This is a genomic window from Lacrimispora sp. (assembly GCF_046972725.1).
Lineage (GTDB): Bacteria > Bacillota > Clostridia > Lachnospirales > Lachnospiraceae > Lacrimispora.
In genome coordinates this window covers 1,715,339-1,728,806 of sequence record NZ_JBKVXF010000001.1, presented here as the reverse complement: position 1 = coordinate 1,728,806, position 13,468 = coordinate 1,715,339, and the positions used below count along the sequence as shown (strand labels likewise).

Below are 13,468 nucleotides of genomic sequence, written 5' to 3'. Positions count from 1 at the left end.
GCGACCTCCTGGTCCCAAACCAGGCGCTCTAGCCAAGCTGAGCCACACCCCGAAGGTATTTCGCGTCTTTTGTTTTTTGCTTTTCCGCAACGCAAGAGTTATTATATATGATGGCTATGGTTTTGTCAACAATATTTCGGAAAAAGTTTCAAATTTATTTTTTTGTATGTATTTACGTGATTTTTTGGAAATTTTGTCCCGGAAATGGGAGGAGCCGGCAGAAACAAATCATATGTTCCTGCCGGCTGAGTATGAAAAATAAAAAGTCAATATTAAAAGGGTGGGGTTCCTTTACATTTATTAGTATATCTGCAAAATGTGACGGAAGTTTGACTAGGCCATAAACATTTCATAAAGATTCGAAAGTAATTATAAGGAATCATTAAAATAAAAGGATGATTTGGCTTTTGTGACCGAAATCAGGAGGTTTACAGTCAAAAGAGAGGGCTTCCGCTTCCTAATAGGAAATATGAGAGAAGAACCTGGAAGAATTATTAAGAATTCTTTTGGTTTCTTTCAGTTCATTTAATCCTCTATACTTTTTAAGTTCCACATGATATAATTCACATCGTCACCAGAAGTAAATTTGTATAAAAGGAGTGATTATTATGAGAAGAAAAAATTTGTTGGCAGTAATTGCTGTAGCCATGACCGTAATGATGGCAGCTACTGCCTGCGGAGCAAAAGATAATACAAAAGAGCAGGAGTCTACCAAAGAAGCAGCAGCTACGGTGGCAGCAGAATCAAAAACAGAGGAGACAAAGGTGTCTGAAGCAGCTTCTGACAGCGAGGACACAGATGAGGCAGAAAGTGAAGAGACCACTGCATATGTACAGAGAACGGCGGCTGATTCCGGAAACATTACCTCCGGTGTGTTTACTTCCAAATCCGGTAAATACCAGATTACACCTCCGTCTGGCTGGAGTGTTGACGAAGACGGTGATGAGAGTGTGGCTGCTTTTACTTCCCCAAACGGCAATGATATTCTGGAAGTTACCTATATAGAAGGGGAAGATGCAGACGGAGCACGTGAGGTTTACCCTGAGACCATGGAAGAGTACAAAAAAATGGTAAGCAGGGGAGATGATATGGAATTTGTCCGCTATGAGGTAAAGAACGGGGATAATGGAAGCCAGACCTTCCGCTATGCCGTCCGTTATAAAAATCCGGAAGATGGCGTTCGCTATTATTCCATTTCCGGTTCTTATGACGCTGCAGCTAAGAAATACATCAGCGCTGCAGGCTCTGTTGAATCGGAAGATCAGGCTGTGATCGATCAGATCGAGGCTTCCCTTGATACATTAAAGCTGAAATAACTTCGCAAAGGGGCCCTGCAAAAGGAATCTGCGGCAGCAGGTTATACAAAAAATCATAGGAATAACATGAAAACATGCCTTAATACCGGCTTTTACAGCCGGAAGCAAGGCATGTTTTTGTATGTTATGTTTTGTCTTAATGTTTTACACTGGCCCCAGTTTTATAGGGATTCCATGAAGTAGCCTGACATCTTCTTCCTGATGGGTACTGAGGATGACCAGTTTATTCTTGGTACATTCCATGATCCTGCGGATCACAGTCCGTTTTGTATCTTGGTCAAGCCCGGTAAAGGGTTCATCCATAAGGAGCATATCCGAGGTGGCCCACAAGGCTCTTGCAATTGCCACCCGCCGCTTCATGCCTCCGCTTAAGGTGAAAACCGGGCGGGATAAGGATTCTTCCGGCAGAAGCCTTAAAAGAGCTTCCTTTGCCTTTTCCCGGCTTTCCTTGGAATATCCGGCAGTTACCATAGTAAGGTTATCGATTGGTGTAAACTCCTCGCAAAGCCGGTTTTCCTGAAAGACAGCGGCGGTCTTTATGCCGTTCAGCCCTTCCATGCAGCCCGAATCTGCTTTTGAAAGTCCCAGGATGATTCGGAACAAGGTGGTTTTTCCCGATCCAGATGGTTCCATAAGGCAGTAAATGTTACCTGCCTGAAGCCTTAAATTTACATTGGTGAGAACTTCCAAGTCCCCATAAGATTTGGATAGATTTCTGATAATAAGCTCCATCTGTCATCCCTCCTGTTTTTCCGGCAAAGAACAGCCCGGCGAAGCCATTGCCAGTATCCGCAGAAACAGAGCTTCAAAAACAGCACTGATGACAATAATAACCAGTGTCCAGGCAAATAAATCGGCTGTGCTTAAGTAGATCTTTGCCATATATAACTTTTCTCCGATGGAATGGCCGGGAACTCCGATGACCTCGGCAGCGATGCCTGATTTAAAGCTCATCCCCAGGGCTACCCGGCAGCCGCTTATGAGAAAAGGAAACAGGGCGGGGCGGTAGATGAAAAGAAGCTTTTTTCCTGCCGGCATGCGAAAAACCCTTGCCATTTCAAGAAGTTTCGGGTCTGCGCTTTTGATACCTGCCATGGTATTGATATAGATGACAGGGAATACTACCAGGAATGCGATGAAGACAGAAAGGTTCTCGGACCCGACCCAGATCAGTGCCAGTATGATAAAAGAAGCTACAGGAACGGATTTAAGAAAGGTGATCACCGGCTTTAAAAAGTCTTCCATTAAAGGGAAGCGGCAGGCAGTTCCTCCGGCCAGAATCCCGGCAGCAAAAGCCAGAAGAAATCCCAGGATGATCTTTCCAAAGGAGAAAACGATGGTTTTCCAGAAATCTGCCATAAGGGTCTGGGCAAACAAGGCACGGACCACTTGAAAGGGGCCCACAAGGAGAATGCTGTTATGCAGGGCAAGGCTTACAGCCTGCCACAACAGGAGCCAGAAAAAAATGATACCGGTGTTTTTCAAGCGGTGATGGGCAGCTTTCATTGGTGTCTCCTTCCTTTTTAAAACAAATTACGGCATATAATAGAAGCTGTCATCCGGAAGAGCTCCTCCGATGGAAGACGGTTCCATGTCAAAAAGGACTTTTAAGTATCCGCTTAAAAGGGACTTCATTTTCTCCCCGTCTATATAGGTAATGCTGCAGTAAGGAATGGCTTTTTCTGCAATGGGTGCTTTTTCTATAATTCCGGCAGAAACCACCATGGCGGCAGCTTCGCTTACATTGGCATTGACGTATTCTGCGGACCTTTTATGCTCCGCCATAAAGGTTCCAATGGCCGCCTTCTGCTCCTTCAGCACTTCATTCCTGCAGATGGTAACGCCGGTTACCAGACTTCCGCCGTCGGTTCCTGCTTTGGCTTCCCATTCCTTTGTTAAATCAAGGACGATTTTAAGGCTGTCATTCTGAGCCATGGCTGCCGTTACAAAGGGCTGGGGCAAAAACCCTACGGCATCGGGTTTTTCTTTCAGGACAGAAACGACTTCCGCTGCTTCGGATTTGTATTCCAGAGTCACATCATCAGTGGTCAGGCCGTTTGCCTTCAGCACATGCTGCAGGGCATAATCAGGGGTCGTTCCTTTTCCCGTTAAGTAAACGGTCTTTCCCTTTAAGTCAGTTGTAGCTTTTATGGAGTCATCTGCGGAGATTCCATAGAGAACGCCCATGGTATTGATATCGAGCACCGTGATGCCGTGACCGGTCTTTGTATAGAGAATAGAAGCCATATTGGCAGGTACCAGCGCTACATCAAGCTCACCGCTTACGATTTTTCCAAGAAGTTCGTCTGCTGCGGTCACCATGGTGAATTCGTAACGGCCTTCTGTATTTTGTTTTTGAGACCGGTCCATTAATTCTGCCAGCCCCATGGAGGTAGGACCCTTTAAGGAACCGACCTTTAAGGAATAGGCTTCGTCTGCCTGTTTTGAGGGCTCATTGCTTTCTGCCTGTGTTTCAGCTGTGGCTTTGGTATCCGGGGCAGTGCCTGCATTACAGCCGGCCAGTAGAGCTGCTGCTATTGTAAAAGCCATCAGTATGGATATTGCTTTTTTCATAATAATCCTCCTTTTTTTCGTATGAAACAGGTTCAGTATAGCACCGGCATGTTTGATTTGTCAAAATGTTGATGCAGATTTTCAGGGATTTGTGTTATACTGAAAATACCTGCAGAATGTAAGTTCGTCAGGAATGTGAAGGGAGAAAGACCATATGAATCAAGTATATGAAAAATTACAGAATTGTTTGAAAAGTGTCAGGGAAAAAACTGATTTTATTCCGGAAGTAGCTCTGATCCTTGGCTCTGGCCTGGGAGAATACGCAGAAGAAATCGAAGTTACTACGGCCATTGATTATAAAGACATTGAAGGCTTTCCTGTATCGACTGTTGCCGGACATAAGGGAAGATTTATTTTCGGCTATGTAAATAAAGTTCCGGTGGTTATTATGCAGGGACGTGTTCATTATTATGAAGGTTATCCAATGACTGATGTTGTGCTCCCCACAAGACTTATGGGGCTGCTGGGTGCGAAGACACTGTTTTTGACCAATGCCTCCGGCGGGGTGAATAAAGAATACAGGCCCGGAGACTTTATGCTTTTAAAGGATCATATTGCAAGCTTTGTTCCGTCTCCGTTAATTGGAGAGAATATTGAAGAGCTGGGGCCCAGATTCCCGGATATGAGCGATATCTACCGAAAAGAGCTTCGGGCAGTGATTAAAGAAGCGGCAAAGGAAGAGGGCGTGGATTTAAGGGAAGGTGTATATATGCAGCTTTCCGGTCCGGCCTATGAGTCCCCGTCGGAAGTACAGATGTGCCGCATCCTGGGAGCTGACGCGGTTGGCATGAGTACAGCCTGTGAAGCGCTTGCAGCCAATCATATGGGAATGAAGGTCTGCGGAATCTCCTGCATTACCAATATGGCCTGCGGCATCACAGACCAGCCGCTCAGCCATGCAGAGGTACAGGAAACGGCAGACCGGGTAGCGCCGCTGTTTAAAAAGCTGATTACCGCTTCCATCACAAAACTTGCTGAAAGATAAAAAGACCTGGAAGAATCCCGCTTGCGGGATTCTTTTTATGTCTCATAAAAACAGGCATTGACAGGAAAAGCTGTATTCAAAAAAATACACCTAATCGGTAAAATTTTATTGATAACCTATCTGCGATATGCGATAATGGTCGAAAAGGGAGAAGATGAAACCGGAGGATGACTCATACTGCGGTCATTTTACATGCCGTGAAAAAGAAGGGTCTTTTCCGGTCTGTCTTTTAATCATCACACATTATTATACTTATAGAATATTTACACGGCCACATCTGTGGAAGTAACAGGAGGAAAATTATGGTAACACATGACGCAACATTGCATCGCATAACGCATGAGGTATTACTTGAAGTGGCAAAACTTGTATGGGAAGATAAGATCGAGGAACACAGAAATGAAATTCCTTATCACATCATTCCTGGTCCCAAGGCTCAGTTCCGATGCTGTATTTACAGGGAGAGAGAGATTATCAGGGAGAGGGTCCGGCTTGCAGAAGGTTTATGCCCCAGCGGAAAAGATACCAGCAATGTGGTCCAGGTCATCAACTCCGCCTGCGAAGGCTGTCCCATCGCCCGTTATGTGGTCACGGATAACTGCCAGCTCTGTATGGGAAAGGCATGCCAGAATTCCTGTAATTTCGGTGCAATTACCATGGGCCACGACCGTGCCCACATTGACCCGGAAAAATGTAAGGAATGCGGAAAATGTTCCCAGGCCTGCCCTTATAATGCGATTGCAGACCTGACCCGGCCTTGTAAAAAGAGCTGCCCGGTCAATGCAATTACGATGGATGAAAACGACATTGTTGTTATAGATGAGAAAAAATGCATCCAGTGCGGAGCCTGCATTACCGGATGTCCGTTTGGAGCCATTGGGGCAAAGACCTTCCTTACTGATGTGATTCGTCAGATTCAGGCAGGGAAAAAGGTAGTTGCAATGGTAGCACCTGCAATCGAAGGCCAGTACGGCCCGGATATTACCATGGCAAGCTGGAAGACAGCTTTAAAGAAAATCGGTTTTGCAGACATGGTGGAGGTCGCTTTAGGCGGAGATTTAACTGCGGCAGCCGAAGCGGCAGAATGGGCAGAAGCCTATAAAGAGGGAAAGAAGATGACTACTTCCTGCTGTCCGGCATTTGTAAACATGATCAAGCAGCATTACCCGACCCTTCTTGATCATATGTCTACCACGGTTTCTCCCATGTGTGCAGTTTCCAGAATGTTAAAGGAACAGGATCCGGAGACAGTTACCGTATTTATCGGACCATGTATTGCAAAAAAGAGCGAGAACATGGATAAGAATGTGAAGGGAAATGCAGACTATGTTCTGACTGTCGGAGAGGCTTATGCCATGATGCAGGCAAAGGGCGTGGATTTAGAGCCGGAAGAGAATACATATCAGCAGGCTTCAGTTTTTGGAAAGCGTTTTGGAAACGGCGGCGGCGTAACAGCGGCAGTGTTGGAGTGCTTAAAGGAAACGGAAGAAAACACCAACATTAAGGTAGCCAAATGCAATGGTGCGGCGGAATGTAAAAAGGCACTGATGCTGTTAAAGGTAGGAAAACTGCCGGAAGACTTTATCGAAGGCATGGTATGTGTGGGCGGCTGTGTAGGCGGGCCGGCCAGATTTAAAAATGAGAATGAGGCAAAGAAGGCACGTGACTTGCTGATCGGCCAGGCAGATGGCAGGCAGGTTCACGAGAATTTAAAGAGCCAGGGACTGGAGACGGTTCCTATGCACAGACATTAAGAAAAAAGCTATGGGCTGATCCCGTTTGGGAAAGCCCATAGCTTTTTTTGGGAGAATCCCGTAAGCGGGGTTCCTTCTTACATTCCGGAAAACTGATTTTTTACTTTGGATATTTTCTGCTGTTCTGCCTGTTCAGTGGTGTACCATCCCTTTGCGGACATTTTTTTATAAATATCGCTCTGCATGCACAGACTGTCTTTTAAAGCAGTATCGAAAGCCTGATGCACATTCATGGTAGGGGATTCAATCGTACCATGCATATACAGGTCACACACTCCCTTGGTGGTGTTAAGCAGGTTTTCCATAATACATTTGTCATCCATTTGCGGTTCCTCCTTACACTAAGTTATAGAAGTTGTCAAAAATCTGCTGGTGCTTTTGTGTTAATTCCTGCGCACATGCTTTTAATTCCGGGTCCTGCAGATTCTGTGCAGCTTCCTGGAATTGTGTTTTTAAAAATTTTTCATGTCCGAGAGCATCTTCGATATAGATTAATTCTTTTGGGCTCATATTTATCACCTCCAACCTTAGTTAGTATGGAGAATTTCATTCAAACCATTCATATTTATTGGGAAAACTTTTATTATTAAAATTTTTCTTAATTTTTTTTGATTTGAAAAAAAGGTATGTTTATACGATTTCTCTGGAATATTCTTTCAATTTCTCCTGGTTTCCTGTATAGTAGAAAGTAGCAAAAGGTAAAGGAGGTAAGAAAGATGAAACGACTTTTACAATGGATAAGTATTTTAATGGCAGTCATACTTGTGACAGCCTTTGTACCGGCAGCTCCATTTCCGTCAATGGCAGATGAGACAGCTCCGGCTCCCGATGGGACCGGTGTACGCAATGGCTGGATAGATGAAGATCTGGGACCTGGTGTTGCCAGATGGGTAGATGAAGAGGGTAATATTTCCGATGAACCTGGAAAACAGGTGGAAGAATCCAAAGCCTCCGAAGAGGGAGGAGCTGAGTCCCGGGATCCGCAAGAGGACCCGGAAAAAGAATCGGAAGGACAAGCACAGGAAGAAAGCGGACAGGCGGAAACGCAGCCTGCTGCGGAAGGAAGACAGATTGATCCGGCACGGCCTATGGTAGCGCTGACCTTTGATGACGGACCCTATGCACCTGTGGGAAATCAGATCATGGACTGTCTGGCCAGTTACGGAGGAAAGGCTACATTCTTTGTCGTAGGAAGCAGAGCGGCTGCTTATAAAACAGAACTCCAGCGTATGGTGGCAGAGGGACATGAGATCGGAAATCATACCTTTGACCATAAGTATTTAACAAAATTAAACGGAGCTCAGATACAAAGTGAGATCAGCCGCTGCAGCGACGCTGTTTTTGCGGCAGCCGGAGTCAGGCCTGCACTTGTAAGGCTTCCGGGAGGATTAAAGAACCGTACGGTTCTTGCAAATGTAAACGCTCCCATGATTATGTGGAGCATTGATACACTGGACTGGAAGACACGCAATGCTGGGAAAACGGTTCATTCGGTAATGAGTCAGGTCCGTGATGGGGATATTGTGCTGATGCACGAGCTTTATTCACAGAGCGGGGCGGCAGCCCTGGAGATCATTCCCCAGTTGGCAGCAGCAGGATATCAGATGGTCACTGTAAGTGAGATGGCTCAGTACCGTGGCGGCGTGGCTGCGGGTGGGGTCTATTCGCAGTTTTACAGATAATAAGGGATGAAAGAGAACCGGGGCAAAGGCCCCGGTTCCTGTTGATTTTCTGCAAAAAAGCTGCATATTATTAACTACTTTTCATCGCAAACCTGAAAGATATAAAATTTTAAATAATAAGAAGTCTCTTCCCCGGACCACAAGATGGGGTGGTCGGCGGCCTGGGTCCGGTATTCTACCTGACGAAGGCGTTTGTGGACGTTAGCGGCGGCTTCCCGTATGGTTTTGGTAAAAAGGTCTGGAGTCATGAAATGGGAGCAGGAGCAGGTGGCCAGATAGCCGCCGTCTTTGATGAGCTTCATGCCCCGGAGATTGATTTCCCGATAGCCTTTTACTGCATTTTTTACGGAATTTCTGGATTTGGTAAAGGCCGGAGGGTCCAGGATTACCACGTCGAACAGTTCTCCCTTTTTCTCTAATTCCGGAAGGAGTTCAAACACGTCGGCACACTGGAAGGTTACACGGCCGGATAAACCGTTTAACCGGGCATTCTCTGCGGCCTGAGCTACGGCAAGTTCCGATGCATCGACTCCAAGAACTTCTGCTGCTCCGGCAATTCCTGCATTTAAGGCAAAGGAACCGGTGTGAGTAAAGCAGTCCAGGACCCGTCTTCCCCTGCAGATGTTCTGTATGGCCAGACGGTTGTATTTCTGGTCAAGGAAAAATCCGGTCTTCTGGCCATCCGCAACGTCTACCAGGTATTTGACTCCGTTTTCTGTAATCGGAACCTTAGTGTCAAATGGTTCTCCGATAAAGCCTTTGACACGCTCCATTCCTTCCTGAAGACGGACTTTGGCATCGCTTCGTTCATAGATGCCCCGGATTTCAATGCCATCTTCTTTTAAGACTTTTTTTAATGTTTCCAGAATGAGTGGCTTTAACCGGTCGATTCCAAGGGCAAGGGATTCCACCACTAAAACGTCGGAGAACTTGTCCACGACGATACCGGGAAGAAAGTCCGCTTCTCCGAAAATCAGGCGGCAGCTGCCGGTATCAGACGTGGCTTTCCGGTATTCCCAGGCATTGCGGACACGCATCTCAATAAATGCCTCGTTAATTTCCGTGTCTTTTTTCCGGGTCATCATGCGAACGGTTATCTTTGAATTGGTATTAATAAAACCACGTCCGAGAATATAGCCGTCAAAATCCTCTACGGTCACAATGTCTCCATTGGTGAACTCTCCGGTGATGGTGTCGATCTCATTGTCATAGATCCACATGCCGCCGGCTTTTAAGGCGCGGGCTTCCCCTTTTTTTATTTTTACGATTGCTGTTTCCATGAGTAAGTGACTCCTTCTTATAATTGGATTCGTTTTAATCTGCAAAGCAGCCGGTATAACGGCTGAAACAGAATGAGGGCAAGGATAAAGTTACCGGCTCCGTGAACAAGGTCAAAGGGAATTCCGGCACTCCACCAGATAAAGGCTGCTCCCGGGCCTGAGAGTATAAGGTAGGACAGGGAGCAGAATAAGCCGAACAGCATTCCGAATATTCCGGAGAGAACGGAGATGCCAAAAGGCTTTGGTGAGGGGGTCTTGAAAAGAAGAAAGACAAAAGCCGGGAGTATGGGCCATACATATAAATAGGAAAACCACCACAGCCCGAATCCGTAAACCAATCCTTCCAAAGCAATAAACACGTACAGGATCAGCCATACGTGTTTTTTAAATACCAGAGTATATAAAATCAGTAACAGGGAGACCAGCTCTACATTGCTGATCCATGCCAGGCTGACCTGGCTGATGAATAAGATGGCAGACAGCAATGCGTCCCGGACCAGTTCGCCTGTGGTCAACCGTGGAAATGCTTTCATGGTTTTTTATTTCCGCTGTCTGCAGGAGTGTACTGGAACGAATAATGTTCCCCGTCCTTAATTGGCTGCTGACTGACCCCATAGCTGCAGGGCTCCCCTTCCAGGAGAAGAGACCAGTAGGCGTGATCCTTTTGGTAATCTGCTTCTTTTCCGTTAATTACAGTGACCATAAGACCAAACTCTTCGCTCTGGGTTCCTTCCACTTCAAGGCCCGGAATAGAATTTATGGCTTCCAGCAGAAAATGAGCTTCTGTTGTGACCTGGTAATGCTCTTTCATCCCGTTATCGTATACGACGTCAATGGTAATGTTCTTCGTTCCGGCCATGGGAACCGGTCTTGTAAAGTTATATATGACCAGCAGCAGTGCCAGGACTGCGATAGCAGCGCAGCCTCCCAGTAAGGGAGAAAGCTTTTTGCGTTCATTCATAATCCGCTTACTTCCTTTTACTTAAGTTCAATGCATGCATTAGTATAGCATAGATTCATAGCCTGCCGCAAGGATAGAATTTCCATCTTTTCTTAAAATGTCCGCTGATGTATAATAAAAAAGAACTTTAGATAAAAGGTGGATAACTATCATGACAAAAGAACAGATTGTGGAAGAAATAAAATCCTGTGAAAAACTTCTGATTGGAATCGGAGAAGAGTGGATTGCAGAAGGAAACGAGGATATTCAGCTTCTTTACCATAAGCTGCAGAACCTGATTCAGGATAAGGATTATTTTATTGTAACAACAGTGACCGACGGAGAGATCAGAAAATCCTCCCTGGTTCAGAGCCGGATCGTTGCCCCCTGCGGCAATGTCACATGGAGGCAGTGCTCAAAGTCCTGTACTAAGGATATATGGGAGCCGGGAGAGATTCCTGATGACATCTGTCCCCACTGCGGCCAGCCCCTTACAGGCAATACCATTGAAGCGGAAGATTACATAGAAGAGGGGTACTTGCCTCAGTGGAACGCATATACCAGATGGCTTTCCGGTACTTTGAATAAGCGGCTGGTGCTTCTGGAGCTTGGAGTAGGCTTTCAGACGCCGACGGTCATTCGCTGGCCATTTGAAAAGACGGCTATGGTGAATAAAAAAGCCCATTTGTACCGGATTCACGGCAAATTCGCCCAGCTTTCAGAGGCGGTAAAAGGGAAAGCGGATTCAATTTCAGAAAATTCTTTGGAATTCTTTCGGAAATTGTAGGCATATTTTGCGTTGTGCATTGGGTGGGACTGTGCTAAAATGTTGAAAAAAGGCGTAAAGAGGTGGCTGCCATGATTGCGATTATTGATTACGATGCCGGTAACTTAAAGAGTGTGGAAAAAGCTCTGGTCTCTCTGGGGGAAAGACCGGTCATAAGCAGGGATAAGGATACCATCCTTTCTGCAGATAAGGTGATTCTGCCGGGGGTAGGAGCTTTTGGAGACGCAATGGAAAAGCTCCATCAATTTGGACTGGTGGAGGTAATCCATCAGGTCGTTTCAAAGGGAACTCCATTTCTTGGAATCTGTCTCGGGCTGCAGCTTTTTTTTGAAAGCAGTGAAGAATGCGAGGGGGTCAGGGGCCTTGGCCTGCTTCCGGGAAAGATTGTTAAATTTCCAGATACTAATGGGCTTAAAGTTCCCCATATGGGCTGGAACTGTTTAAATATCACGCCTGGGGCCAGACTTTTTAAGGGGATTGAATCGGGGGCATATGTTTATTTTGTCCACTCATATTATTTAGAAGCCGGACAGCAGTCTGATGTGGCGGCGTCCTCGGAATACGGGCTGACATTCGGCGCCTCCGTGGAACGGGGGAATTTATTTGCCTGTCAGTTCCATCCGGAAAAGAGCAGTGATACAGGTCTTAGAATCCTTAAAAATTTCATCGAGCTGACCTAAGGAGGTGCCGGATGCTTACGAAGAGAATCATACCATGTCTGGACGTACACAATGGAAGAGTGGTAAAGGGTGTCAATTTTGTGAATTTAAAAGATGCAGGTGATCCTGTGGAGATTGCTGCGGCTTATGATAAGGCCGGCGCCGATGAACTGGTATTTTTAGATATTACCGCTTCTTCCGATCACCGGAATACGGTGGTGGATATGGTGCGCCGGGTGGCGGAAAAGGTATTCATTCCATTTACCGTGGGGGGAGGTATCCGCACGGTGGATGACTTTAAGATGCTTTTAAGAGAAGGGGCCGATAAAATCTCCATCAATTCCTCCGCTCTTAATACGCCCAGGCTCATTTCAGATGCAGCGGATAAGTTCGGCCGCCAGTGTGTGGTGGTAGCCATTGATGCCAGAAGGAGGGCGGATGGAAGCGGCTGGAACGTATTTAAAAACGGCGGCAGAATCGATACCGGGCTTGATGCGGTGGAGTGGGCAAGAAAAGCGGACCAGCTGGGAGCCGGGGAGATTCTTCTCACCAGCATGGACTGTGACGGTACAAAGGCAGGCTATGATGATGAACTGAACCGCATCATCGCAGATACGGTTTCCGTACCGGTCATCGCTTCCGGCGGAGCAGGAACCATGGAGCATTTCCGCCATGCCCTGGTGGAAGGAAAGGCAGATGCGGCGTTGGCAGCCTCTCTGTTCCATTATAAGGAATTAGAAATCATGGAATTAAAACAGTATTTAAAAGAATCAGGAATACCCGTAAGGATATAAATGCAAAGGAGAAACAATGGGAGCAATTGATAACGACTGGCTGGCCCCCTTAAGCGGGGAGTTTAAAAAGCCGTATTACAGGGAACTTTATCAGAAGGTGAAGAAAGAATATGAGACGGGCATGGTTTTTCCGGAACCCGATGATATATTCAATGCGTTTCAGTTCACGCCTCTTTCCAAAGTGAAGGCAGTGATCTTAGGTCAGGATCCTTACCACAACCATGGTCAGGCGCATGGCCTGTGCTTTTCCGTGAAGCCGGATGTGGATATTCCTCCGTCTCTTGCGAATATCTATCAGGAATTACGGGATGATTTGGGATGCGAGATTCCAAATCATGGATATTTGAAAAAGTGGTCCGACCAGGGAGTCATGCTTTTGAATACGGTTCTTACCGTTCGAGCCCATGCGGCCAATTCCCATCAGGGAATCGGCTGGGAGAAGTTTACGGATGCGGCCATCCGGATTCTCAATGAACAGGACCGTCCTATGGTATTTCTCTTATGGGGGCGTCCGGCCCAGAATAAGAAGGCAATGCTTACAAATCCCAGACATTTGATACTGGAAGCACCTCATCCAAGTCCGCTGTCTGCTTACCGGGGATTTTTCGGCTGTAAGCATTTCAGTAAAGCAAATGCCTTTCTGGAGGCCAATGGAGTGGCTCCTATTGACTGGCAGATTGAAAATATTAAATAAATC

Annotated in this window: 16 protein-coding genes; 8 read left to right on the top strand and 8 right to left on the bottom strand. The window is 46.3% G+C overall.

Annotation, left to right across the window (positions count from 1 at the left end):
• The first annotated feature begins 608 nt into the window (after positions 1–608).
• The gene (locus ACLTWA_RS08185) at positions 609–1,316 is read left to right on the top strand and encodes a hypothetical protein (protein ID WP_412327139.1); all 708 of its coding nucleotides are present in this window, start codon (positions 609–611) and stop codon (positions 1,314–1,316) included.
• Between the two features lie 144 nt (positions 1,317–1,460).
• Here the strand turns inward: ACLTWA_RS08185 and ACLTWA_RS08180 are convergent, their stop codons facing one another.
• The 3 genes from ACLTWA_RS08180 to ACLTWA_RS08170 are packed head-to-tail and all read right to left on the bottom strand — an operon-like array spanning position 1,461 to position 3,890.
• On the bottom strand, positions 1,461–2,048 hold the full coding sequence (locus tag ACLTWA_RS08180; RefSeq protein WP_412327138.1) for an ATP-binding cassette domain-containing protein: 588 nt from the start codon (positions 2,046–2,048) through the stop codon (positions 1,461–1,463).
• 3 nt (positions 2,049–2,051) lie between these two features.
• Positions 2,052–2,822: an ABC transporter permease gene (locus ACLTWA_RS08175; RefSeq protein WP_412327137.1), complete on the bottom strand. Its 771-nt coding sequence runs from the start codon at positions 2,820–2,822 to the stop codon at positions 2,052–2,054.
• 27 nt (positions 2,823–2,849) lie between these two features.
• On the bottom strand, positions 2,850–3,890 hold the full coding sequence (locus tag ACLTWA_RS08170; protein WP_412327135.1) for an ABC transporter substrate-binding protein: 1,041 nt from the start codon (positions 3,888–3,890) through the stop codon (positions 2,850–2,852).
• 154 nt (positions 3,891–4,044) lie between these two features.
• On the opposite strand from ACLTWA_RS08170, the gene ACLTWA_RS08165 reads away from it, so the two are divergent.
• Both ACLTWA_RS08165 and ACLTWA_RS08160 read left to right on the top strand, forming a co-directional pair.
• A complete protein-coding gene (locus ACLTWA_RS08165) occupies positions 4,045–4,875 on the top strand; it encodes a purine-nucleoside phosphorylase (protein WP_412327133.1) in 831 nt (276 codons plus the stop codon).
• A gap of 302 nt (positions 4,876–5,177) precedes the next feature.
• Positions 5,178–6,629, top strand: a complete 1,452-nt coding sequence (locus ACLTWA_RS08160) for a 4Fe-4S dicluster domain-containing protein (RefSeq protein ID WP_412327132.1) — start codon at positions 5,178–5,180, stop codon at positions 6,627–6,629.
• 77 nt (positions 6,630–6,706) lie between these two features.
• Here the strand turns inward: ACLTWA_RS08160 and ACLTWA_RS08155 are convergent, their stop codons facing one another.
• Entirely contained in the window at positions 6,707–6,952 is a 246-nt protein-coding gene (locus ACLTWA_RS08155; protein ID WP_412327130.1) for a spore coat protein, read from the bottom strand.
• Positions 6,953–6,965: 13 nt separating this feature from the next.
• Positions 6,966–7,139: a hypothetical protein gene (locus ACLTWA_RS08150; RefSeq protein ID WP_412327129.1), complete on the bottom strand. Its 174-nt coding sequence runs from the start codon at positions 7,137–7,139 to the stop codon at positions 6,966–6,968.
• 206 nt (positions 7,140–7,345) lie between these two features.
• On the opposite strand from ACLTWA_RS08150, the gene ACLTWA_RS08145 reads away from it, so the two are divergent.
• Positions 7,346–8,311 (top strand): polysaccharide deacetylase family protein, encoded by a 966-nt coding sequence (locus tag ACLTWA_RS08145; RefSeq protein ID WP_412327128.1) that lies wholly within the window; start codon positions 7,346–7,348, stop codon positions 8,309–8,311.
• A 74-nt stretch (positions 8,312–8,385) separates the two neighbouring features.
• Here the strand turns inward: ACLTWA_RS08145 and ACLTWA_RS08140 are convergent, their stop codons facing one another.
• From ACLTWA_RS08140 to ACLTWA_RS08130, 3 genes are read right to left on the bottom strand one after another with little or no spacing between them, the layout of a single operon-like run.
• Positions 8,386–9,591 carry a class I SAM-dependent rRNA methyltransferase gene (locus ACLTWA_RS08140; protein ID WP_412327126.1) on the bottom strand — a complete coding sequence of 402 codons (1,206 nt, stop codon included), beginning with the start codon at positions 9,589–9,591 and terminating at the stop codon, positions 8,386–8,388.
• A gap of 17 nt (positions 9,592–9,608) precedes the next feature.
• A complete protein-coding gene (locus ACLTWA_RS08135) occupies positions 9,609–10,124 on the bottom strand; it encodes a hypothetical protein (RefSeq protein WP_412327124.1) in 516 nt (171 codons plus the stop codon).
• A complete protein-coding gene (locus tag ACLTWA_RS08130; RefSeq protein ID WP_412327123.1) occupies positions 10,121–10,552 on the bottom strand; it encodes a DUF4430 domain-containing protein in 432 nt (143 codons plus the stop codon). The genes ACLTWA_RS08135 and ACLTWA_RS08130 overlap by 4 nt, the downstream gene beginning before the upstream one ends.
• A gap of 151 nt (positions 10,553–10,703) precedes the next feature.
• Between ACLTWA_RS08130 and ACLTWA_RS08125 the strand changes: the two genes are divergently transcribed.
• From ACLTWA_RS08125 to ung, 4 genes are all read left to right on the top strand, one after another.
• A complete protein-coding gene (locus ACLTWA_RS08125; protein WP_412327122.1) occupies positions 10,704–11,318 on the top strand; it encodes a hypothetical protein in 615 nt (204 codons plus the stop codon).
• A 71-nt stretch (positions 11,319–11,389) separates the two neighbouring features.
• A complete protein-coding gene (gene hisH / locus ACLTWA_RS08120; RefSeq protein ID WP_412327121.1) occupies positions 11,390–11,998 on the top strand; it encodes an imidazole glycerol phosphate synthase subunit HisH in 609 nt (202 codons plus the stop codon).
• Positions 11,999–12,009: 11 nt separating this feature from the next.
• Positions 12,010–12,771 carry an imidazole glycerol phosphate synthase subunit HisF gene (gene hisF, locus ACLTWA_RS08115; RefSeq protein ID WP_412327120.1) on the top strand — a complete coding sequence of 254 codons (762 nt, stop codon included), beginning with the start codon at positions 12,010–12,012 and terminating at the stop codon, positions 12,769–12,771.
• Between the two features lie 16 nt (positions 12,772–12,787).
• On the top strand, positions 12,788–13,465 hold the full coding sequence (gene ung, locus ACLTWA_RS08110; RefSeq protein WP_412327119.1) for a uracil-DNA glycosylase: 678 nt from the start codon (positions 12,788–12,790) through the stop codon (positions 13,463–13,465).
• The last annotated feature ends 3 nt before the right edge of the window (positions 13,466–13,468 follow it).